Source organism: Pseudomonas sp. R2-7-07 (assembly GCF_003852355.1).
In the GTDB taxonomy this organism is placed as follows: domain Bacteria; phylum Pseudomonadota; class Gammaproteobacteria; order Pseudomonadales; family Pseudomonadaceae; genus Aquipseudomonas.
The window spans coordinates 507,329-530,075 of record NZ_CP027759.1 but is presented as its reverse complement, the minus strand read 5'-3'; the positions used below and the strand labels follow the sequence as shown (position 1 = coordinate 530,075).

Annotated in this window: 17 protein-coding genes; 14 read left to right on the top strand and 3 right to left on the bottom strand. The window is 61.7% G+C overall.

Going from position 1 to position 22,747, the window contains the following annotated elements; all coding sequences use genetic code 11:
* Positions 1-8: 8 nt before the first annotated feature.
* On the top strand, positions 9-404 hold the full coding sequence (locus C4J86_RS02210; RefSeq protein WP_124369316.1) for a hypothetical protein: 396 nt from the start codon (positions 9-11) through the stop codon (positions 402-404).
* Between the two features lie 164 nt (positions 405-568).
* Here C4J86_RS02210 and C4J86_RS02200 read toward each other — a convergent pair whose 3' ends face one another.
* Positions 569-1,462 (bottom strand): LysR family transcriptional regulator, encoded by an 894-nt coding sequence (locus C4J86_RS02200; RefSeq protein ID WP_124369315.1) that lies wholly within the window; start codon positions 1,460-1,462, stop codon positions 569-571.
* Positions 1,463-1,585: 123 nt separating this feature from the next.
* Between C4J86_RS02200 and C4J86_RS02195 the strand changes: the two genes are divergently transcribed.
* Complete coding sequence (locus tag C4J86_RS02195) at positions 1,586-2,860, top strand: MFS transporter (protein ID WP_124369314.1); 1,275 nt, start codon at positions 1,586-1,588, stop codon at positions 2,858-2,860.
* 35 nt (positions 2,861-2,895) lie between these two features.
* Here C4J86_RS02195 and C4J86_RS02190 read toward each other — a convergent pair whose 3' ends face one another.
* A complete protein-coding gene (locus tag C4J86_RS02190; protein WP_124369313.1) occupies positions 2,896-4,272 on the bottom strand; it encodes an L-serine ammonia-lyase in 1,377 nt (458 codons plus the stop codon).
* 416 nt (positions 4,273-4,688) lie between these two features.
* Here C4J86_RS02190 and C4J86_RS02185 point away from each other — a divergent pair, with 416 nt between their 5' ends.
* The 3 genes from C4J86_RS02185 (at position 4,689) to choV (ending at position 7,726) form a co-directional block, all read left to right on the top strand.
* Positions 4,689-5,636 (top strand): choline ABC transporter substrate-binding protein, encoded by a 948-nt coding sequence (locus C4J86_RS02185; RefSeq protein ID WP_124365538.1) that lies wholly within the window; start codon positions 4,689-4,691, stop codon positions 5,634-5,636.
* 69 nt (positions 5,637-5,705) lie between these two features.
* Complete coding sequence (gene choW, locus C4J86_RS02180) at positions 5,706-6,551, top strand: choline ABC transporter permease subunit (RefSeq protein WP_003194913.1); 846 nt, start codon at positions 5,706-5,708, stop codon at positions 6,549-6,551.
* Entirely contained in the window at positions 6,548-7,726 is a 1,179-nt protein-coding gene (gene choV / locus C4J86_RS02175) for a choline ABC transporter ATP-binding protein (protein ID WP_124369312.1), read from the top strand. The genes choW and choV overlap by 4 nt, the downstream gene beginning before the upstream one ends.
* A 143-nt stretch (positions 7,727-7,869) precedes the next feature.
* On the opposite strand, the gene C4J86_RS02170 is transcribed toward choV, so the two are convergent.
* Entirely contained in the window at positions 7,870-9,804 is a 1,935-nt protein-coding gene (locus C4J86_RS02170) for a BCCT family transporter (protein WP_256660181.1), read from the bottom strand.
* Positions 9,805-10,193: 389 nt separating this feature from the next.
* On the opposite strand from C4J86_RS02170, the gene betI reads away from it, so the two are divergent.
* The 9 genes from betI to C4J86_RS02125 all read left to right on the top strand — a co-directional run bounded on the left by betI (position 10,194) and on the right by C4J86_RS02125 (position 22,591).
* A complete protein-coding gene (gene betI, locus C4J86_RS02165) occupies positions 10,194-10,787 on the top strand; it encodes a transcriptional regulator BetI (RefSeq protein ID WP_124360922.1) in 594 nt (197 codons plus the stop codon).
* Positions 10,788-10,897: 110 nt separating this feature from the next.
* Positions 10,898-12,370: a betaine-aldehyde dehydrogenase gene (gene betB, locus C4J86_RS02160; RefSeq protein ID WP_124369310.1), complete on the top strand. Its 1,473-nt coding sequence runs from the start codon at positions 10,898-10,900 to the stop codon at positions 12,368-12,370.
* A 143-nt stretch (positions 12,371-12,513) separates the two neighbouring features.
* Entirely contained in the window at positions 12,514-14,220 is a 1,707-nt protein-coding gene (gene betA, locus C4J86_RS02155; protein ID WP_124365535.1) for a choline dehydrogenase, read from the top strand.
* Between the two features lie 209 nt (positions 14,221-14,429).
* Entirely contained in the window at positions 14,430-15,872 is a 1,443-nt protein-coding gene (locus C4J86_RS02150; RefSeq protein ID WP_124369309.1) for a TldD/PmbA family protein, read from the top strand.
* On the top strand, positions 15,872-17,188 hold the full coding sequence (locus tag C4J86_RS02145; RefSeq protein ID WP_124369308.1) for a TldD/PmbA family protein: 1,317 nt from the start codon (positions 15,872-15,874) through the stop codon (positions 17,186-17,188). The genes C4J86_RS02150 and C4J86_RS02145 overlap by 1 nt, the downstream gene beginning before the upstream one ends.
* A gap of 243 nt (positions 17,189-17,431) precedes the next feature.
* Complete coding sequence (locus C4J86_RS02140; protein WP_124369307.1) at positions 17,432-18,322, top strand: alpha/beta fold hydrolase; 891 nt, start codon at positions 17,432-17,434, stop codon at positions 18,320-18,322.
* Between the two features lie 35 nt (positions 18,323-18,357).
* Positions 18,358-19,785 carry a multidrug transporter subunit MdtD gene (mdtD, locus tag C4J86_RS02135; RefSeq protein WP_124365531.1) on the top strand — a complete coding sequence of 476 codons (1,428 nt, stop codon included), beginning with the start codon at positions 18,358-18,360 and terminating at the stop codon, positions 19,783-19,785.
* Between the two features lie 130 nt (positions 19,786-19,915).
* Positions 19,916-21,253 (top strand): ATP-dependent RNA helicase DbpA, encoded by a 1,338-nt coding sequence (dbpA, locus tag C4J86_RS02130; RefSeq protein ID WP_256681411.1) that lies wholly within the window; start codon positions 19,916-19,918, stop codon positions 21,251-21,253.
* A 159-nt stretch (positions 21,254-21,412) separates the two neighbouring features.
* Positions 21,413-22,591 carry an NAD(P)/FAD-dependent oxidoreductase gene (locus C4J86_RS02125; protein ID WP_124369305.1) on the top strand — a complete coding sequence of 393 codons (1,179 nt, stop codon included), beginning with the start codon at positions 21,413-21,415 and terminating at the stop codon, positions 22,589-22,591.
* Positions 22,592-22,747 lie beyond the last annotated feature (156 nt).

Here is a 22,747-nt window from a genome sequence, read left to right as displayed (position 1 = left end):
AAAACGGAATGTCTTCCCTGCTACGCGCGACCCTGATCACCCTGGCCCTGCTGACCACCGCCGGCTGCACCAACAAACCGGTACTCAACACCCAGCACGAACTGCCGGCCACCACTCAGGTCAGCGAAGAAAAAATGAAACAGGTGATCGTCGCTGCCCTGCAAAAACGCGAGTGGACGGTACAACGCCTGAGCCCGCAACTGGTGCAGGCCGAGATCACCGTGCGCAACCAGTTTTATGCAGCCATCGACATCCGCTACACCCGCAACAGCTACGCCATCACCTACCGCGACAGCCGCGACCTGGGCTACAAGGACGGCAAGATCCATCGCAACTACAACCGTTGGGTGAGCATGCTGGACCGCGACATCATGGCCGGGTTGCGCTCGGCGGGAATGCAGTAACGCCGATTGTTTGGATCGTTCCCACGCTCCGCGTGGGAACGCTGCCTCGGACGCTCTGCGTCCCGCCGCGAGTGCACGGTTGCAGTCCCCTTCACCTGAGTGACGCGGAGCGTCACGGGATGCATTACCACGCGGAGCGTGGGAACGATCGGATGTGACCCGGCCTACACCGACGCCTTACGCGTCAACAACTCCACAAACGCCTGCGCCATCGGCGACTGCGCGCCCTTGCGCTGCACCAGCCACACCGCCGTCACCGCCTCCGGGTCCAGCAAGGTGCGGTACACCACGCCATCAATGCGGATACGCTGGTAAGACGCGGGCAGCACCGATACCCCCAAGCCCGCCGCCACCAGGCCGATGATGGTCATCGCCTCGCCTGCTTCCTGGGCAAAGTGCGGGCTGAACCCGGCGTCGCGGGCCAGATTGAGTAATTGTGCGTAGAGGCCGCTGCCATAACTGCGCGGGAAAAATACAAAGGGTTCGTCAGCCAATTGCGCCAGGTGCAAGCCGCCTTCGCTGCCCTGGGCCAACGGGTGCCCGGCGCTCAATACCGCCACCAAAGGCTCGCGCATCAGTTCGATCACACTGAGGGAATCCGGCAATGGCAACGGTCGCATGAGCCCGACCTGGATCGACTCATCCAGCAACGATTCGGCCACCTGGGTGCTGCTCATCTCTTGCAGGCTCAAATGCACGGCCGCAAACGCCTGGCGAAACGCAAAGATCGCCTGCGGGATGCTGGCGTTGAACGGCGCCGACGACGTGAAGCCGATTTTCAGCTCTCCAAGCTCTCCCAGCTGCGCACGTCGCGCGACGTCTGCCGCTTTATCGACCTGCGCCAGCACCAGGCGCGCCTCGTGCAGAAACAGTCGCCCTGCTTCGCTCAGCTCGACCCGACGATTGGTGCGCTCAAATAAGCGCGCGCCCACGTCTTGCTCCAACGCCTGAATTTGTTGGCTCAACGGCGGTTGCGAGATGCCCAGCACTTGCGCGGCGCGGCCAAAATGCAGCTCCTCGGCGACGGCGATGAAGTACCGCAGGTGACGTAATTCCATTCAAACCTCATTAGGTCGCTAAAGCTATCAAACGGGTCGAACAATATATTGGAAAGAATCATTAGCCAGCTATATTCTTTTTCGTATTGCCGGCCGTGGCAGTCTTTCCTCCCCGAGGTCACCGTGAAATCTGCTGTTGCTGCACACGCCCAAGAAGCCCCGCACACTGCCCTGGATGAGGTCGTCGCGCAGCTCAACGACGAGTACATCGAAAAAGGCACACCGATGTTCATGCGCACGGTGTTGGCGCTGTTCTCCGGCGGCTTTGCCACGTTTGCCCTGTTGTATTGCGTGCAGCCGATGATGCCAGCGCTGTCCCACGAGTTTTCCATCAATGCCGCACAAAGCAGCCTGATCCTGTCGGTCGCCACCGCGATGCTTGCTTTCGGCCTGCTGATTACCGGGCCGGTTTCCGACAGGCTGGGGCGCAAGCCGGTGATGGTCGCCGCGCTGTTCTGCGCAGCGCTGGCCACCATTGCCAGCGGCTTGATGCCGAGCTGGGAAGGCATCCTGTTGATGCGGGCGCTGGTGGGCTTGTCCCTGAGCGGCCTGGCCGCCGTGGCCATGACCTACCTGAGCGAAGAGATCCACCCGCAGCACATCGGCCTGGCCATGGGCCTGTACATCGGCGGCAATGCGATTGGCGGCATGAGCGGGCGCCTGATCATTGGCGTGCTGATCGACTTCGTCAGTTGGCACACCGCAATGCTGATCATCGGCGCCCTGGCGCTGATCGCCGCGACGGTGTTCTGGAAAATCCTCCCCGAATCGCGCAACTTCCGCGCCAGCAGCCTCAAGCCGCGCAACCTGCTGGACGGCTTTGTCATGCACTTCAAGGACGCGGGCCTGCCGTGGCTGTTCCTTGAAGCCTTCCTGCTGATGGGCGCGTTTGTCACGCTGTTCAACTACATCGGCTATCGCTTGCTGGCCGATCCGTATGACCTGAGCCAGGCCGTGGTCGGCCTGCTGTCGCTGGTGTATCTGTCGGGCATCTACAGCTCGGCAAAAATCGGCTCGCTCGCCGACCGCCTGGGCCGCCGCCGCGTGCTGTGGGGCACCATTGTGCTGATGCTCGCCGGCATGACCCTGACACTCTTCACCCCGCTATGGCTGGTGGTGCCGGGCATGCTGATCTTTACCTTCGGCTTCTTCGGCGCCCACTCGGTGGCCAGCAGCTGGATCGGCCGTCGTGCGGTGAAGGCGAAGGGACAGGCGTCGTCGCTGTATCTGTTCTGCTATTACGCAGGTTCAAGCATTGCCGGGACGGCGGGCGGATTCTTCTGGCACTTTGCCGGATGGAACGGAATAGGCGCATTTATCCTGGCGTTGCTGATCGGCGCGTTGCTGGTGGCGTTGAGGTTGGCGAAGTTGGCGCCGTTGGGCCATGTGAAGGCCTGAGATCACCTGCGTCTGCCGATGCAGGTGACCCGGTCTCAGCACTCAACCGCACTCACCGCCAACCCGCCCCGCGACGTCTCTTTGTACTTGTCATGCATATCCGCACCGGTATCGCGCATGGTGCGGATCACCCGGTCCAGGGAGATAAAATGCTGCCCATCGCCGCGCAAGGCCATTTGTGCGGCGTTGATCGCCTTGACCGCCGCAATCGCATTGCGCTCGATACACGGCACTTGCACCAAGCCGCCCACCGGGTCGCAGGTCAGGCCCAGGTTATGTTCCAGGCCGATTTCTGCGGCGTTGCACAGTTGTTCGGGGGTGGCGCCGAGAATTTCCGCCAGGCCCGCTGCGGCCATGGCGCAGGCGGAACCGACTTCACCCTGGCAACCGACTTCGGCGCCGGAGATCGAGGCGTTCTTTTTGCACAGAATGCCCACCGCCGCCGCGCCGAGCAGGTAGTCGACCACGTTGGCCTCGGTCACCTCTTCACTGAACTTCATGAAGTAATGCAGCACTGCCGGAATGATCCCCGCTGCGCCATTGGTGGGCGCCGTCACCATGCGCCCACCGGCGGCGTTTTCTTCATTGACCGCCAGAGCGAACAGGTTCACCCACTCCATGGCGCTCAAGGTCGAGCCGATCACATTGGGTTTGTTCAACTCCTGCAGGCTGCGGTGCAATTTGGCGGCGCGACGGCGCACGTTCAAGCCACCGGGCAAGATGCCTTCATGCTTGAGGCCTTCCTCCACGCATGCTTGCATGGCACGCCACAGGGTCATCAGGCCACTGCGGATTTCTTCTTCGGAGCGCCAGACCTTCTCGTTGGCCAGCATCAATTCGGCGACGCGCAGGTTGTGGGTCTTGCACAGCTGCAACAGTTCTGCGGCGCTGGAAAAGTCATACGGCAGCTCGGTGCGGTCCATGTCCGCCACGCCGCTCTGGGCCTGGGCTTCATCCACCACAAAGCCGCCGCCCACCGAATAGTAGGTGTCGCGGTGCAACTCGCCGTCAGCATCGAACACCACCAGGGTCATGGCGTTGGGATGGAACGGCAGGTTTTCGTCGAGTAGACGCATGTCCCGTGACCATATGAACGGCACCGGCAAGCGACCGTCGAGCAACAGGGTGTCGGTTTCGCGCAGCGTGTGGATGCGCACGCCAATCTGGGACGGGTCGATTGCGTCCGGCCACTCGCCCATCAGCCCCATAATGGTGGCGGTGTCGCTGCCATGGCCGATGCCGGTGGCCGACAAGGAACCGTAGAGTTGCACTTCGACACGCCGAACCTGTTCCAACAGGCCACGTTCGCGTAACGTTTGAACGAACAACGCCGCAGCGCGCATGGGGCCGACGGTGTGAGAGCTGGAGGGCCCGATGCCGATCTTGAACAAGTCGAAAACGCTGATAGCCATTAACCTGAAACTCCTCGATAAGCGCGGCCAGGCTTGAACGAGGTGCTACGCTCAGATCGCCCAGATGGCGGCATCATCCAGCTTTTATCCGCCGTCACGGCGTCTCACACCGACGCACCCATGCTCACCAGCGTCGCTAACGTGCGATCGCCTGTTTTGGCCGTTTTTAGCGGTGCAGATGAGTAAAAACTGCAGTTTCACTGTGGTAAAAATCTGTAAGCGACGTCACCGACACTGGATGCGACCCTCCCTGTACTGGATACGACGCCCCCTGTAGGCGTCAGATTTTCACTGGTACATGATCAGTCTCGACTCGTTTGCAAGGCACCGTGCCAGAGCTGTCCGACGCATACTCCAATAGCAGCACCTATAAAGCGCGGCGAATGCCGCCAGAAAAAACACAGGAGTCTACCCCGATGAAAGGTTCACCCTCGTTGTTGTTGGCCGCCATGCTGAGTCTGCCGGTCATGGCGCACGCCGCAGAACCGGAACAATGCAAGACCGTCAACTTCTCCGATGTCGGCTGGACCGACATCACCGTCACCACCGCGACCACCAGCGAAATCCTCAAGGGCCTGGGCTACAAGCCGCGCACCACGATGATTTCGGTCCCCGTGACCTACAAGTCCCTGGCTGACGGCAAGAACATGGACATCTTCCTCGGCAACTGGATGCCGACCATGGAAAACGACATCAAGCAGTACCGCGATGCCGGCACCGTGGAAACCGTACGCGCCAACCTGGAAAACGCCAAGTACACCCTGGCGGTGCCCGAAGCGCTGTATGACAAGGGCCTGAAAGACTTCGCCGATATCGCCAAATTCAAGGATGAGCTGGGCGGCAAGATCTACGGCATCGAGCCGGGTAACGACGGCAACCGCACCATCCAGACGCTGATCGACAAGGATGCCTTCGGCCTCAAGAAAGCCGGTTTCAAAGTGGTCGAGTCCAGCGAAGCGGGGATGCTCTCCCAGGTTGAACGCGCCACCAAGCGCGGCCAGGCCATCGTGTTCCTCGGCTGGGAACCGCACCCGATGAACACGCGTTTCAAGATGAAGTACCTGACCGGGGGTGACGATTCGTTCGGCCCCAACTACGGCCAGGCCACCATCTACACCAACACCCGCAAGGGCTACACCCAGGAATGCAGCAACGTGGGCCAGTTGCTGAAAAACCTGCAGTTCACGCTGAACATGGAAAGCACCCTGATGGGCAACGTCCTGGACGACAAAATGAAGCCCGATGCTGCCGCCAAGGCCTGGCTGCAGAAGAACCCGCAAATCCTCGACACCTGGCTGGCCGGTGTCACCACCGTTGATGGCCAACCAGGTCTCGATGCCGTTAAAGCTTACCTCGCCAAATAGCACCCGCTGACCCCGGGGCGGTGCGCTGCCCCGGGATGTTTTCCTCTTCGCATGTGGACATTCACTACCATGCTGACTGAACAGAAAATCCCACTAGGCCAGTACATCGCTGCCTTCGTCGACTGGTTGACCCAACACGGTGCCAACTACTTCGACGCAATCGCATCGACACTGGAAACGATGATCCACGGCGTGACGTTTGCGCTGACCTGGTTCAATCCGCTGGCATTGATCGGTCTGATTGCGCTGCTGGCTCACTTTATCCAACGCAAATGGGGCCTGACCGTCTTTGTCATCGCCTCCTTCCTGCTGATCCTCAACCTGGGGTACTGGCAGGAAACCATGGAAACCCTCGCGCAGGTGCTGTTCGCCACCCTGGTCTGCGTGGTCATCGGCGTGCCGCTGGGCATTGTTGCCGCGCACAAGCCGATGTTCTACACCATGATGCGGCCGGTTCTCGATCTGATGCAGACCGTACCGACCTTCGTCTACCTCATCCCTACCCTGACCCTCTTCGGGCTGGGTGTGGTGCCCGGCTTGATTTCCACCGTGGTGTTCGCGATTGCCGCGCCGATCCGCCTGACCTACCTGGGCATCCGTGATGTACCGCAAGAGTTGATGGATGCCGGCAAGGCGTTCGGCTGCTCGCGCCGCCAGTTGCTCTCACGCATTGAACTGCCCCACGCGATGCCGAGCATTGCCGCCGGTATTACCCAATGCATCATGCTGTCGTTGTCGATGGTGGTGATCGCAGCGCTCGTCGGCGCCGATGGCCTCGGCAAGCCGGTGGTCAACGCACTCAACACCGCTGACATCGCCCTGGGCTTCGAAGCCGGGCTGGCCATTGTGTTGCTGGCCATCATGCTCGACCGTATCTGCAAACAACCCGATGCCAAAGTAGGGGGTGATGCATGAGCATTATCCGATTCGACAAAGTCGACGTGATCTTTTCCAAAGACCCACGCGAAGCGCTCAAGCTGCTGGACCAGGGCATGAGCCGTAACGAAATCCTGAAGAAAACCGGGCAGATTGTCGGCGTTGAAAACGCCAGCCTGGATGTGGAAAAAGGCGAGATCTGTGTGCTGATGGGCCTGTCGGGTTCCGGCAAGTCGAGCTTGCTGCGCTGCATCAACGGCCTCAACACCGTCAGCCGTGGCCAGCTGTTCGTGGAGCATGAAGGTCGCCAGATCGACATCGCGTCCTGCACCCCCGCCGAGCTGAAAATGATGCGCACCAAACGCATCGCCATGGTGTTCCAGAAGTTCGCCCTGATGCCCTGGCTGACGGTGCGCGAGAACATCAGCTTCGGCCTGGAAATGCAGGGCCGTCCAGAGAAAGAACGGCGCACCCTGGTCGATGAAAAACTCGAGCTGGTGGGCCTGAGCCAATGGCGCAACAAGAAGCCCGATGAGCTGTCCGGCGGCATGCAACAGCGCGTGGGCCTGGCCCGTGCGTTGGCGATGGACGCCGATATCCTGCTGATGGACGAACCCTTCTCCGCCCTCGACCCGCTGATCCGCCAGGGCCTGCAGGATGAGCTGCTGGAGCTGCAACGCAAGCTGAGCAAGACCATCGTGTTCGTCAGCCACGACCTCGACGAAGCCCTCAAGCTGGGCAGCCGCATCGCGATCATGAAAGACGGCAAGATCATCCAGTACAGCGTGCCGGAAGAAATCGTGCTGAACCCGGCGGACGACTATGTGCGCACCTTCGTCGCCCACACCAATCCACTCAACGTACTGTGCGGCCGCAGCCTGATGCGCACGCTGGATAACTGCACGCGGGTGAACGGTTCGGTATGCCTGGACCCAGGCGGAGATTCCTGGCTGGACCTGGCCGAAGGCAACACCATCCAGGGCGCACGCCAGAATGGCGTGGTAATGAACCTGCAGAACTGGGCGCCGGGCCAAGCGGTAGAAGGCCTGGACCGGGTGCCGACGCTGGTGGATTCCAATATCGGCATGCGTGATGCGCTGCAGATTCGCTATCAGACGGGAAACAAGCTGGTGTTGCATGACAACAACAAGGTGGTGGGGATCCTGGGCGACAGCGAGCTGTATCACGCCCTCCTAGGCAAAAACCTGGGCTGACCAACACCGCAAAACAACTGAAGGAACCGGGCCAATGTGGGAGGGGGCTTGCTCCCGATTGCGGTGTATCAGCATCAAATGTGCTGACTGACACACCGCAATCGGGGGCAAGCCCCCTCCCACATTTAGGGCATTGCTTGGCTTCAGCTATAAACCCGGCCAAGGAGCTGCCGATGGCTTTCGAACTGATCGAGCACGTCACGGCTGATCTGCTCCTGGGTGAAGCCCATCAGGTCGTATTCCTGCGGCCCGTTGTGCAGGTACACCTCGGCGCGGTAGTAGCGGGTGCGTTCTTCTTCGGGCAGGTCAGTGGGCGCCGAGGAATAAGCATCCAGGCTGACTTCGTAGACGAACGGGTTGCCCTCTTCCATCTCGATCCGCACACCGATGCAGCGTTTGGATTTGCCCAGCAAGGTCTGCACTTCCAATCCCTGCTCGCGCAACGCTGTGGCGGCTTCTTCCAATGCCGGCGTGACGTGCTTGTCCATAAAGCGTTGCACGGTGCCCTGGCTCGGTTGCAGGTCGAGCGCGGTCAGGCGCTCGCTGAACCCCCGGCGCCCGCGTTCAGCCAACTGCGCCTGCTCTTGTTCGATGGCCACATCCTGGCGCATGGCCTTGTGCAAACCGAACATGAACAGAATCAGCACCACCGAGAACGGCAACCCCGCCAGCACCACCATGGTCTGCATGGCTTCGAAGTTGCCGGCGAACAGCAGGCCAATGGTCACCAGGGTGATCACCGCCGACCAGAAGATCCGCAGCCAGTGCGGCGCATCTTCATCCACGTTGCCGCCTTTGCACGACAGGTTGGCCATCATCACCGCGCCGGAATCCGCAGGCGTCAAGAACAGCACGAAGCCCACGAAGATCGACACGCCAATGACGACTTTCGACGCCGGGTAATGCTCAAGCAGCTGGTAGATGGCCATGGACGGCTGTTCCAGCGCAGTCTTGCCCAGCTCCACCGCACCATGGTTCAGCACCAGGTCCAACGCCGAGTTACCGAAGATCGACAACCACGCCAGAGTGAAGCCCAGCGGGATCAGCAGCACGCCGGCGACCAGTTCGCGCACGGTGCGGCCACGGGAAATGCGCGCAATGAACATGCCCACGAATGGCGCCCAGGAAATCCACCAGGCCCAGTAGAACAGGGTCCACAGGCCCATCCAGCGCTCGGTCTTGTCGGCGTCGCCTTCGTACACATAGAGGTCGAAGGTTTTCAGAATGATGCCGTTGAGGTAGTCACCGGTGTTTTGCACCAGGCCGTTGAGCAGGTGCAGGGTGGGGCCGAACAGCAGCACGAAGATCAGCAAACCGCTGAACAACACGATGTTGAGGTTGGACAGGCGGCGAATGCCATTCTCCACACCCGACACCGCAGCGATGGTCGCCACCGTGCTCATCACAATGATCACGATCAGCAGGTTGGTGTTGCTGTGCGCCATGCCGAACAGGTTTTCCAACCCGGACGACACCTGCATCGAACCGATCCCCAGGTTGGTCACCAGGCCCAGCAGGGTCACGAACATGCCGAAACCGTCCACCGCATGGCCGGCCGCGCCCTTCACCCAACGCTCGCCCACCAGCGGGTACAGCGCCGAACGCAGGGCCAGCGGCTGGTTGTGGCGGTACGCGAAGTACGCCACGGCCAGGCCGACCAGCGCATAGATCGCCCAGCCATGCAGGCCCCAGTGCAGGAAGGTCAGTTGCAGCGCCTGACGTGCCGCGCCATTGCTGGCGGCCGTGCCTTCGGGCGGGTTGAAGTAGTGATCCAGGGGCTCAGAGGCGCCGAAGTACAGCAGCGAAATGCCGATGCCCGACGAAAACAGCATGCCGGCCCAGGCGCCGTAGCTGAAGTCCGGGGTGTCGTCCTTGCTGCCCAGTTTCAACTTGCCGTAGGACGAAAACGCCAGGCCGACCACGAACACCAGGTAGGCGGCGATGACCACCATGTAGTACCAGCCGAAGCTTTTCGACAGCCAGGCCTGGGCGACGCCGAGCATGCGCCCGGCCTCCTGCGGGGCGATGATCAGGATGGCGGTCAACAACAGAATCAGCGCGGTGGAGGTGTAGAACACCCAACCGTTGACCCGGACCTTTTCCGGCGGGGTCTTTATAAGAGAGGCAGAACTCATGGCGCAGATGCTCCGGGCAGTGCGAGAGAGAAACACAAGGCAACGGTTATCCCGGGACATCGATTTTTCGGCAGTCGACGGACGGGTGTTATAAAGACACCCCGAAAATCCTCAACCCCGCCGAAGCGGTAGCCAGGCCCTGATACGGCCTGTTTCAGGGGTTTTCGCAGGTGTCAGAGGTCGCGGCTGCCAGGTAGGAAATATCTGTAGGCAGCGACCATTTGTCGCAGAGCTTATTCTTTGTTGATTGAACGTTCAATCAAAACAAAATAGACTGGCCTTCAAGCTGATGGACGTGATCGCCCGCCAGCAGGCCTAAGGAGAGGTGCTACATGCCCAAGGTCGGTATGCAACCCATACGCCGCCAGCAGTTGATCGAAGCCACCTTGACGGCCATCGATCAGGTTGGGATGGGAGATGCCAGCATTGCGCTGATCGCCCGTCTGGCGGGTGTCTCGAATGGCATCATCAGTCACTATTTTCAGGACAAGAACGGCCTGATCGCAGCGACGATGCGTTACCTGATGAACGCGCTGATCGAGAACGTCCAGGAACGCCGGCGTGCCCTGAACGATGACAGCCCACGGGCGCATCTGCGGGTGATCATCGAAGGCAACTTCGACGCCAGCCAGGTCAACGGCCCGGCAATGAAAACCTGGTTGGCCTTCTGGGCCACCAGCATGCATCACCCGTCTTTGCACAGGTTGCAGCGGATCAACGATCACCGCCTGTATTCCAACCTGTGCTGCCAGTTCCGCCGTGCGATGCCGTTACCCGAGGCTCGCAGCGCAGCTCGAGGCCTGGCGGCCCTGATCGACGGTTTGTGGTTGCGCGGCGCCTTGTCGGGAGACGCTTTCGACACGGAGCAGGCGCAACGGATCGCTTACGACTACATGGATTTCCAATTGGCCAAGCAGGTGAGTTAGAGCCCTTATAAACGCTCAACCCCTGAACGTCCGCCGCGCAGTATTGCCACATCCACATGGCCCACTGTTCGGCGGGTAACGCCAACCACTTATGCACTTGCGAGGACTTTATGGCCCGTTTCGACCTGCAAAAACTCTACATTGACGGCGGCTACAGCGACGCTGGCAGCGATGCCACCTTCGAAGCCATCAACCCGGCTAACGGTGAAGTTCTCGCCCAAGTGCAACGCGCAACCAAGGAAGACGTCGAGCGTGCCGTGGTCAGCGCTGAAAAAGGCCAGAAGATCTGGGCCGCCATGACCGCCATGGAGCGTTCGCGCATCCTGCGTCGCGCCGTCGACATCCTGCGCGAGCGCAACGATGAGCTGGCCGCCCTGGAAACCCTGGACACCGGCAAAGCCTTCTCCGAAACCAAATACGTCGACATCGTCACCGGCGCCGACGTGCTGGAGTACTACGCCGGCCTGGTGCCAGCCATCGAAGGCGAGCAGATTCCGCTGCGCGACACGTCCTTCGTCTACACCCGCCGCGAGCCGCTGGGCGTGGTTGCTGGTATCGGCGCGTGGAACTACCCGATCCAGATCGCCCTGTGGAAATCCGCACCGGCCCTGGCCGCCGGCAACGCGATGATCTTCAAGCCGAGCGAAGTCACCTCGCTGACCACCCTGAAACTAGCCGAGATCTACACCGAAGCCGGCGTTCCAGCCGGTGTGTTCAACGTATTGACCGGCAGCGGCCGTGAAGTCGGCACCTGGCTGACCGAGCACCCGCGCATCGAGAAAGTCTCGTTCACCGGTGGCACCGACACCGGCAAAAAGGTCATGGCCAGCGCTTCGAGCTCGTCGCTCAAGGAAGTGACCATGGAACTGGGCGGCAAGTCGCCGCTGATCGTGTTCGAAGACGCCGATCTGGATCGCGCCGCCGACATCGCGATGATGGCCAACTTCTACAGCTCCGGCCAGGTCTGCACCAACGGCACCCGTGTGTTCGTGCCCAAGCACCTGCAAGCGGCGTTCGAAGCCAAGATTCTTGAACGTGTTGCGCGCATCCGTGTGGGCGACCCGCAAGATGACAACACCAACTTCGGCCCGCTGGTCAGCTTTGCGCACATGGAAAGCGTGCTGGGCTACATCGCCAAAGGCAAAGAGCAAGGCGCACGCCTGCTGTGCGGCGGCGACCGCCTGACCGACGGCGACTTGGCCAAGGGCGCGTTCGTGGCACCGACCGTGTTCACCGACTGCACCGATGACATGACTATCGTGCGTGAAGAAATCTTCGGCCCGGTGATGAGCATCCTCACCTATGAAACCGAAGAAGAAGTGATCCGCCGCGCCAACGACACCGACTTCGGTTTGGCTGCGGGCCTGGTCACTAAAGACCTGAACCGCGCGCACCGCGTGATTCACCAACTGGAAGCGGGTATCTGCTGGATCAACGCTTGGGGCGAATCCGACGCGAAGATGCCGGTCGGTGGCTACAAGCAATCCGGTGTGGGCCGTGAGAACGGGATCAGCTCGCTGAATAACTTCACGCGCATCAAATCGGTACAGGTTGAGCTGGGCGATTACGCCTCGGTGTTTTAACACCCGGGATTTGTATTGCCTTTGAGGCCGCCATCGGGGGCAAGCCCCCTCCCACACTTTGATTTGTGAATACATTCAAATGTGGGAGGGGGCTTGCCCCCGATGAGGCCCGACCTGACCACACTTCAAAGAGGGTGCATTCAATGTCCCAAGAATACGACTACATCATTGTGGGTGCCGGCTCTGCCGGTAACACCCTGGCGACCCGTCTGACCGAAGACGAAGGCGTCACCGTCCTGTTGCTGGAAGCCGGTGGCCCGGACTACCGCCTCGACTTCCGTACCCAGATGCCCGCCGCCCTGGCGTTCCCGCTGCAAGGCCGTCGCTACAACTGGGCCTACGAGACCGACCCAGAGCCACACATGGACGGTCGCCGGATGGAATGCGGTCGCGGCAAGGGCCTGGGTGGCTCTTCCCTGATCAACGGCATGTGCTACATCCGCGGCAACGCCATGGACTACGACAACTGGGCGAAATTGCCGGGCCTGGAAGACTGGACCTACCTGGACTGCCTGCCGTATTTCCGCAAAGCCGAAACCCGCGACATCGGCCCCAACGACTACCACGGTGGCGAAGGCCCGGTCAGCGTGACCACGCCCAAAGCCGGCAACAACCCGCTGTTCCACGCCATGGTTGAAGCCGGCGTGCAGGCCGGTTACCCGCGTACCGAAGACTTGAACGGTTACCAGCAAGAAGGCTTCGGCCCGATGGACCGCACCGTCACGCCGAACGGCCGTCGCGCCAGCACCGCACGCGGTTACCTGGACGTCGCCAAGAAGCGTTCGACCCTGACCATCGTTACCCACGCCCTCACCGACAAAGTGTTGTTCGAAGGCAAGCGTGCGGTCGGCGTGCGTTACCTGATCGGCGCTGCTGAAGAGCGTGTCGAAGCCCGTGCGCGTAAAGAAGTGCTGGTCTGCAGCGGCGCGATCGCTTCGCCGCAGCTGCTGCAACGCTCCGGCGTCGGCCCGGCCAAACTGCTGGAAAGCCTCGACATCCCGGTGGTCCACGACCTGCCAGGCGTCGGCGAAAACCTGCAGGACCACCTTGAGCTGTACCTGCAATATGCGTGCACTCAGCCGGTGTCGCTGTACCCCTCGCTGCTTTGGTACAACCAGCCGGCCATCGGTGCCGAGTGGCTGTTCAACGGCACGGGCATTGGCGCCAGCAACCAGTTCGAAGCCGGCGGTTTTATCCGTTCGCGTCCGGAATTCGAATGGCCGAACATCCAGTACCACTTCCTGCCGGTCGCGATTAACTACAACGGCAGCAACGGGGTGAAAGAGCACGGTTTCCAGGCACACATGGGCTCCATGCGTTCGCCGAGCCGTGGCCGTGTGCAGTTGAAGTCGAAGAACCCACGGGACTACCCGAGCATCCTCTTCAACTACATGGCCACCGAGCAGGACTGGCAGGAATTTCGCGACGGCATCCGCCTGACCCGTGAAATCATGCAGCAGCCGGCGCTGGACCCATACCGTGGCCGCGAAATCAGCCCGGGTATCGAGGTGCAAACCGATGAACAGCTCGACCAGTTCATCCGCGAGCACGCCGAGACCGCGTTCCACCCGTCCTGCTCGTGCAAGATGGGCACCGACGAGATGGCGGTGGTCGATGGCGAGGGTCGCGTGCATGGCATGCAGGGCCTGCGTGTGGTGGACGCGTCGATCATGCCGATCATCACCACCGGCAACCTGAACGCCCCGACGATCATGATCGCCGAGAAAATCGCCGACAAGATCCGTGGCCGCCAGCCGCTGCCGCGCAGCACCGCCGACTACTACGTGGCAGGCGATGCGCCGGTGCGTGGCAAGCCGCTGCGTGAAGTGGGGCCACTGCGCAATAACTGATACACCGCCAACCGATCGTTCCCACGCTCCGCGTGGGAATGCCGCCCTGGACGCTCTGCGTCTGCTCTTGAGGTCGTGACGCGGAGCGTCACAGGATGCATTCCCACGCGGAGCGTGGGAACGATCACCTCCCCCTCCTTGATCAGCCCCCCAGCCCCGGCCTACTCTGTTGGCCTGCCCCGCGCTGAGCTGCCCACAAGGAAGGCCCCATGTTCGAACACCACGCCACGCTCAAACAACACTTCAGTGCCCTGCACACCACCGCCCAATTCTTCTCCCTGCGCTATGTGCGCGAATCCGGCCGGTACCTGTCGGTGCGCAAGAACGTCGCCGAACCGCCACACCTGAGCCATGACGAAGGCGCCATGCTCACCGTGCGTCTCAACGGCGTCGAAGCTTACGCCGCGACCAATGATCTGTCCCTGGCCGGCCTGCAAGCCGCCCTCGAACGTGCCGAGCAGCAGGCCCGGCGGATCAAGCCCCACGCGCTGCTCGACCTGCGCGAGCAAGCGGTCTCGAGTGACGTTGCCGACTACCTGTCTCCCGACTTCGACCAGCCCTTCCCGTCCCTGAGCGACTGCTACCAACTGCTCGGCGATGAGTCGGCCGCCGTGCCCAGGGATGAGCGCCTGGTGAGCTGGGACGTCAGCCTCGGCCAGACCACGGTCGAACAGATCTACCTCAACACCGCTGGCGCGCAATTGCGCCAGGCCCAGCGCTTTGTGTTTCCCGGCGTCAATGTCACCGCCTTCGATGGCAGCGACAGCCAGACCCGCACCCTTGGCGGCAGCAACTTCGGCCAGCAAGGCGGTTTTGACGTGATCAGCCGCTTCGGCCTGATCGGCGCCGCGCCGCGTGTGGCCGATGAGGCCCTGCAACTGCTGCTGGCACCGAACACGCCCCAGGGTCCGCGTGACTTGTTGCTGATGCCCGACCAGATGATCCTGCAGATCCACGAGTCCATCGGCCACCCACTGGAACTGGACCGCATTCTCGGCGATGAGCGCAACTACGCCGGCACCAGCTTCGTGAAGGCCAGCGACTTCGGCCATCTGCAATACGGCTCCAACCTGCTCAACGTGACGTTCGACCCGGACATCCCCGAACAGCTCGCCAGCTACAGCCATGACGATGACGGCAGCCGCGCCAGCAAACAGTTCCTGATTCGCGAAGGGCTGCTGCTCAAGCCGTTGGGCGGCGCGCTGTCGCAATTTCGCGCGGGGCTGGGCGGTGTGGCCAACAGCCGTGCCAGCAGTTGGAATCGCCCGCCGATCGACCGCATGGCCAACCTCAATATCGAGGCAGGCGACCAGAGCCTGGCCCAACTGATTGGCGGTATCGAACACGGCATCCTGATGTCGACCAATCGCTCCTGGTCCATCGACGACGCGCGCAATAAATTCCAGTTCGGCTGCGAATGGGGCCAACTGATCGAAAACGGCGAGCTCAAGGGCGTGGTCAAGAATCCCAACTACCGCGCCATTTCCGCGCAGTTCTGGCGCAAGCTCAGCGCGGTCGGCGATGCCAGCACCTTCAAGGTGCTGGGCACACCGAACTGCGGCAAAGGCGAACCCAACCAGGTGATCCGCGTCGGCCATGCTTCGCCGGCGTGTGTGTTCAGTAACGTCGACGTATTTGGGGGAGATGCCTGATGAACGACTTCAAGGCACTGGTGGACTGGCTCAAACAGGCCATCACCGAGCAGGAACAGTTTCACCTCGGCTTTGCCGCTGAAGCGTCCGAGTTCGTGCGTTTCAACCACGCCCAGGTACGCCAGGCCGGCCAGGTGCAGCAGGCCAGCCTCAACCTCAAGCTGATCAACGCCGGTCGCCATGCCGACCTCGGCATCACCTTGGCGGGTGATCCGCAATTGGACCGCCAACGCCTCGCCACAGGCCTGCAGCAATTGCGTGAAACCTTGCCGTTGCTGCCGCCAGACCCCTACCTGCTGCTGAACCACAACGCCTGGCGAAGCCACAACGAACAACTGCGACCCTTGCCGGAACTGACCCAGGTGCTGCACGACATCAGCCAGGCCGCCGAAGGCGTGGACCTGGTCGGCTTCTATGCCGCTGGCCCGATCAGCCGTGGCTTTGCCAGCTCCGACGGCGCGTTCGGCTGGCACCAGGCCAACAGCTTCAACTTCGACTTCAGTCTGTTCCATGCCAATGGCGAAGCGGTCAAGGCCAGCTACGCCGGGCACACCTGGGACAGTGCCGAGTTCGCCCGGCGCGTCCAACAGGCCCGCGACCAGCTTGAATTCCTCGGCCGACCGTTGCACCCGCTGGCACCCGGACAATACCGCGCCTACCTCGCTCCGGCGGCGCTGGAAGAAATCATCAGCATCATTACCTGGGGCGGTTTTTCCGCGCAGGCCATCGCCAGCAAGGGCAGTTCGCTGCAACGCCTGTATGCCGGCGAACAACACCTGAGCCCGCTGGTGACGGTGACCGAGCAGATCAGCGGTTCGCTGAGCCAGGCATTTTCCACCGAAGGCTACCCGCGCAGCGACGTCACGTTGATCAACGCCGGCCAGGCCGACGGCCAATTGGTCAACTCGCGCAGCGCCGCCGAGTATGGCCTGAGCGCCAATGGCGCCAGCAGCGACGAGTCCCCCAGCGCCTTGCAAATGGCCGCCGGTAACCTGGCCCAGGCCGATATCCTCAAGCAGTTGGGCACCGGGTTGTACATCAGCAACCTGTGGTACCTGAACTACTCCGACCTGCCGGCGGCGCGCCTGACCGGAATGACCCGCTTCGCCACGTTCTGGGTGGAAGACGGCGAGATCAAGGCGCCGGTCAGCACCATGCGCTTTGACGACAGCGTGTTCAGCCTGCTGGGCTCGCAGTTGGAAGCGCTGACTGTGGATCGGGAACTGCTGCTGTCGGCGAGTACGTATGGCCAGCGCAACACTTCATCCAATTTGCTTCCCGGCGCACTGGTCAAACGCCTGACACTGACCTTGTAAACCAAGGAAATCCCCTGTGGGAGGGGGCTTGCCCCCGATGACGGTGGGTCAGCCAAGTATTTATCGACTGGCACACCGCTATCGGGGGCAAGCCCCCTCCCACATTGTCCTGTGTTGATTTCGGACACTTCGCTGAGCCCCTTCCTACCGTTCAATCCCATACTCCGGGCAGCCTGTTGTCGCCCGCAAAAAACCCCGTTATAAAAGCTAATGGCATACCGCCACACGACAGGGAGTGTTGCGATGACCCAGGCAAGTTTTGTCATAGACAAGCTGTACAAGCACTACAACGTCCACGTAGAGCAACTGGGCAACGACCCACACAGAAAAACCGTGCTGATGGTCAATGGCGCCCTGTCCACCACGCGCTCCTTTGCCCGCACCTGCAAATGCCTGGCCGAGCATTTCAATGTGCTGCTGTTCGACCTGCCCTTCTCCGGCTATTCCCGCGAGCACAACACCGACCTCGACCTGGTCACCAAAGATGACGAAGTGCAGATCCTACGGGCGCTGGTGCAGCGCTTTGCGGTCAACCATCTGGTCTCGGCCTCGTGGGGTGGCATCTCCACGCTGCTGACCCTGGCCCATAACCCGCCCTCCATCGAAAGCTCGGTGGTGATGGCCCTGGCGCCGAACCTCAACCAGGCGATGCTCGAGTATGTGGAGCGCGTACGCGTGTTGATCGAGGCCGATGACAAATCCGCCGTCGGCCATCTGCTCAACGAGACGGTCGGGAAATACTTGTCGCCCCGCCTCAAGCGCAACAACCATCGCCATCTGGCGAACATGGCCACCACCGAGTATCGCCAGGCACGCTTTCATATTCATCAGGTGCTGGCATTGGGCGACGGCAACTACCTGCCGGCGCTCAGGCAGATTGAAACGCCGGTGCACTTTCTCAACGGTACGCTGGACGAATACACCCCCGCCGCCGATGCACAACTGTTCGGCAGTTACGTGAGGCGCAGCAGTTTCGCCGTGGCCGAACATACTGGCCATTTGCTCGACCTGGAATCCCGCGAGGCGGCACTGGCAGTGCACCGCGCCTTGCTGGATTTTTTGGTCGGCGAACACGCGGCCTTGTCGGACTTAGACGAACCGCCAGTGGGAAAAGCAGCGACGGATGGCGCATAATCGCCGACACATAGCCTGCTAACAAAAGGGATCCCATGCCGAATCGTGCCCCTCTCGACGCCAAGACCGCCCGCTGGCTCCCCTGGGTGGTAGCGATTGCCTTCTTCATGCAGTCGCTGGACGGGACGATCCTCAACACGGCTTTGCCGGCCATGGCCCGGGACCTGGCGGAAAACCCGCTGCGCATGCAGGGCGTAGTCATTGCCTACATGCTCACCGTCGCCTTGCTGATCCCGGCATCCGGCTGGATCGCCGATCGCTTCGGTACCAAGAAAATCTTCTTCGGCGCCATTTTGCTATTCAGCATCGGATCATTGCTGTGCGCGCTGTCCAGCAGCTTGAGCATGCTGGTGGGTGCGCGGGTGATCCAGGGTTTGGGCGGGGCGCTGATGCTGCCGGTCGGGCGCCTGGTGGTACTGCGCGCCTATCCCCGTTCCGAGCTGGTGCGGATCATGGGTTTCATCACGATCCCCGGCCTGCTCGGCCCGTTGCTCGGCCCGACCCTGGGCGGCTGGATGGTGCAATACCTGACCTGGCACTGGATCTTCCTGCTCAACCTGCCGGTGGGCATGATCGGCTGCTATGCCGTGTGGAAATTCATTCCCGACCTGCGCGGCAGCGAGCGCACGCGCTTCGATGGCCTGGGTTTTGTGCTGTTCGGCGCGGCGATGGTGCTGATCACCATCGCCATGGAAGGCCTGGGCGAACTGCACTTGCCGCACCTGCGGGTGATGTTGCTGCTGTTCGGTGGCCTGGCGTGCCTGGCGGCATATTGGCTGCGCGCCGGGCATGTCGATAATCCGCTGTTCTCCCCGGTGCTGTTCAAGACCCGCACCTTTGCCGTGGGCATCCTCGGCAACCTGTTCGCACGCCTGGGCAGCGGCGCCCTGCCGTTTCTGGTGCCCTTGCTGCTGCAGGTGGCGCTGGGTTATTCGCCGTCGGAAGCCGGCATGAGCATGCTGCCGCTCGCGGCGGCGGCGATGTTTGCCAAGTCCATCGCCCGGCCGCTGATCGAGCGCCTGGGTTATCGCGTGGTGCTCACCGGCAATACCCTGGCCCTGGGCGCGATGCTGGCGAGCATGGGCCTGGTCAGCGAGCAGACGCCCTATCCCGTGCTGCTGGGCATGCTCGCGGTGCTGGGCGCGATCAACTCCCTGCAATTCACCGCGATGAACACCGTGACGCTGATCGACCTCGACGACGCCCAGGCCAGCAGCGGCAACAGTTTGCTGTCGGTGGTGGCGCAACTGTCCCTGAGCCTGGGCGTGGCCTGCGCCGGTGCGCTGCTCGGCGGGTTTACCTTGGAGACCGGCAACGATGGGGTGAACACGGTACTGGGCGCGTTCCAGCTGACGTTCCTCACGGTGGGCATCATGGCCATGCTGGCGGCGGCGATCTTCCTGCAATTGTCGCCAAAAGATGGCAAACGCGTGGTCAGCCGCGAGCACGACCTGGAGCATTGAACGGCGGCTCGTCTAGAACTTGCGGGGAAATTCCCACGAGACTGGTACACTGCGCGACATTTTGTTTTGCAGAGCCAGTCCCGTGACCACCATCGCCACCGCTTTTAATACTTTGCCCCTGTCCGCCGCCATGCTGGCTAACCTCGACTCGCTGGGTTATGTCGAGATGACGCAGATCCAGGCGCAGAGCTTGCCGGTGATCCTCAAGGGGCTGGACCTGATCGCCCAGGCCAAGACCGGCAGCGGCAAGACCGCCGCCTTCGGTATTGGCCTGCTGAACCCGATCAACCCGCGCTACTTCGGTTGCCAGGCCCTGGTGATGTGCCCGACGCGCGAGCTGGCCGACCAGGTTGCCAAGGAAATCCGTCGCCTGGCCCGCGCCGAAGACAACATCAAGGTGCTGACCCTGTGCGGTGGCGTGTCCCTCGGCCCACAGATCGCCTCCCTTGAGCACGGTGCCCACGTGATCGTCGGCACCCCGGGGCGTATCCAGCAGCACTTGCGCAAAGGTTCGCTGGTACTGGACGGGTTGAACACGCTGATCCTCGATGAAGCCGACCGCATGCTCGACATGGGTTTCTACGACGCCATCGAAGACATCATCAGCAAGACCCCGCCGCGCCGCCAGACCCTGCTGTTCTCGGCCACCTACCCGGTGAGCATCAAGCAGCTGGCCTCCAAGTTCATGCGCGCGCCACAACAGGTGAAAGCCGAAGCCTTCCACTCCGACGACCAGATCGAGCAGCGTTTCTACGAGATCTCGCCGGAAGAGCGCATGGACGCCGTGACCAAGGTGCTGGCGCATTTCCGCCCGGCTTCGTGCGTGGCGTTCTGCTTTACCAAGCAGCAAGTGCAGGAAACCGTCGACCACCTGACCGCCAAGGGCATCTCCGCCGTTGGCCTGCATGGCGACCTGGAGCAGCGTGACCGCGACCAGGTGCTGGCCATGTTCGCCAACCGCAGCACCTCGGTCCTGGTAGCCACCGACGTGGCCGCCCGTGGCCTGGACATCGACGCACTGGACATGGTGATCAACGTCGAACTGGCCCGCGACTCGGAAATCCATATCCACCGTGTCGGCCGTACCGGTCGCGCGGGTGAGACCGGCATCGCCATCAGCCTGGTGGCGCCGTCCGAAGCGCACCGTGCCCAAGCCATCGAGCAGTTGCAAAAGTCGCCCTTGAACTGGGACCAGCTGGACAACCTCAAGCCGCAGAGCGGCGGCCCGCTGCTGCCGCAGATGAGCACCCTGTGCATCGCCGCTGGGCGTAAAGACAAGGTTCGCCCAGGCGACATCCTTGGCGCACTGACCGGCGATGCCGGCATTCCGGGGGCCCAGGTCGGCAAGATCGCGATCTTTGACTTCCAGGCCTTCGTCGCCGTGGAGCGCGGAATCGCCAAGCAGGCGCTGCAGCGTTTGAACGACGGCAAGATCAAGGGCCGTTCGTTGCGCGTGCGGATTCTGTAACACAACCGTTGATCCAATGAAGATCCAATGTGGGAGGGGGCTTGCTCCCGATTACGGTGTGTCAGTCAGTACATCTGTTACTGACACACCGCCATCGGGAGCAAGCCCCCTCCCACATTTGACTGTATTCCAATTCAGAATTTGTATGAGGACATTGCTGTGCGCTCGACCGAAGTTGTGATCATTGGCGCCGGCGCCGCAGGCTTGATGTGCGCGCTGACCGCCGCCGGGCGGGGACGCGAGGTGATGCTGATCGACCATGCGAACAAGGCCGGCAAAAAGATCCTGATGTCCGGCGGTGGCCGCTGCAATTTCACCAACCTGTACACCGAGCCGGCCAACTTCCTCTCGCACAACGCGCACTTCTGCAAATCGGCACTGGCGCGCTATACCCAGTGGGATTTCATCGGGCTGGTAGCCAAGCACGGCGTGCCGTATCACGAAAAGAAACTCGGCCAGCTGTTCTGCGACAACAAGTCCAGCGACATCCTCGGCATGCTGCTCGACGAATGCATCCAGGCCGGCGTGAACCTGCACCTGGACACCTCGATTGAAGCCATCGCCAAGGTCGACAACGGCTACCAGTTGCAGACCACCCTGGGCGAACTGCGCTGCGAGTCCTTGGTGATCGCCACGGGCGGCCTGTCGATCCCGACCCTCGGCGCCACCGGCTTCGGTTATCAAGTGGCCAGGCAATTTGGCCATGAGCTGCTGCCGACCCGCGCGGGACTGGTGCCGTTCACCATCACCGATCAGCTCAAGGACTTGTGCGGCGAGCTGTCGGGCACCTCGGTGGACTGCCTGGTCAGCTGCAACGGCCAGAGCTTTCGCGAAAATATTCTGTTTACCCATCGCGGTCTGAGCGGGCCGGCGATCCTGCAGATTTCCTCCTACTGGGAATCCGGCGACACCGTGGAAATCAACCTGCTGCCCGACCACGACGCCCACACCTGGCTGCAACAGCAACAGGCCGAGCGCCCCAACAGCGAGCTGAAAACCCTGCTGGGCGAGATTTTCACCAAGAAGATGGCTAATCTGCTGGCGGAGACCTGGTTCGCGTCCAAGCCGATGAAGCAGTACACCCATGCCGAAATCGCCGACATCGCTTCGATGCTCGGCAGCTGGCAGTTGGTACCGGCGGGCACGGAGGGCTATCGCACCGCCGAGGTAACATTGGGCGGGGTGGACACGCGGGAAGTGTCCTCCAAGACCATGGAGTCGCTGAAAAGCCCAGGGTTGTACTTTATCGGTGAAGTGCTGGATGTAACCGGGCACTTGGGCGGGTTCAACTTCCAGTGGGCCTGGGCATCAGGCTATGCGGCTGCGCAGTACGTCTGACTCAACACGGTAAAAAATGTGGGAGGGGGCTTGCTCCCGATAGCAATGTGTCAGTCACCTGATGAGTTGACTGGTCCACTGCTATCGGGGGCAAGCCCCCTCCCACATTTGGTCTGTGGTGAGCCAGGGAAATATTTTGCGGGTGGATGTGATCAC

Bases quoted from the DNA above. Each gene is read 5' to 3' on its own strand.
- C4J86_RS02210 (WP_124369316.1), top strand. From the start codon at position 9: ATGTCTTCCCTGCTACGCGCGACCCTGATCACCCTGGCCCTGCTGACC.
- C4J86_RS02200 (WP_124369315.1), bottom strand. From the start codon at position 1,462: ATGGAATTACGTCACCTGCGGTACTTCATCGCCGTCGCCGAGGAGCTG.
- C4J86_RS02190 (WP_124369313.1), bottom strand. From the start codon at position 4,272: ATGGCTATCAGCGTTTTCGACTTGTTCAAGATCGGCATCGGGCCCTCC.
- C4J86_RS02185 (WP_124365538.1), top strand. From the start codon at position 4,689: ATGAAAGGTTCACCCTCGTTGTTGTTGGCCGCCATGCTGAGTCTGCCG.
- choW (WP_003194913.1), top strand. From the start codon at position 5,706: ATGCTGACTGAACAGAAAATCCCACTAGGCCAGTACATCGCTGCCTTC.
- choV (WP_124369312.1), top strand. From the start codon at position 6,548: ATGAGCATTATCCGATTCGACAAAGTCGACGTGATCTTTTCCAAAGAC.
- betI (WP_124360922.1), top strand. From the start codon at position 10,194: ATGCCCAAGGTCGGTATGCAACCCATACGCCGCCAGCAGTTGATCGAA.
- betB (WP_124369310.1), top strand. From the start codon at position 10,898: ATGGCCCGTTTCGACCTGCAAAAACTCTACATTGACGGCGGCTACAGC.
- betA (WP_124365535.1), top strand. From the start codon at position 12,514: ATGTCCCAAGAATACGACTACATCATTGTGGGTGCCGGCTCTGCCGGT.
- C4J86_RS02150 (WP_124369309.1), top strand. From the start codon at position 14,430: ATGTTCGAACACCACGCCACGCTCAAACAACACTTCAGTGCCCTGCAC.
- C4J86_RS02145 (WP_124369308.1), top strand. From the start codon at position 15,872: ATGAACGACTTCAAGGCACTGGTGGACTGGCTCAAACAGGCCATCACC.
- C4J86_RS02140 (WP_124369307.1), top strand. From the start codon at position 17,432: ATGACCCAGGCAAGTTTTGTCATAGACAAGCTGTACAAGCACTACAAC.
- mdtD (WP_124365531.1), top strand. From the start codon at position 18,358: ATGCCGAATCGTGCCCCTCTCGACGCCAAGACCGCCCGCTGGCTCCCC.
- dbpA (WP_256681411.1), top strand. From the start codon at position 19,916: ATGCTGGCTAACCTCGACTCGCTGGGTTATGTCGAGATGACGCAGATC.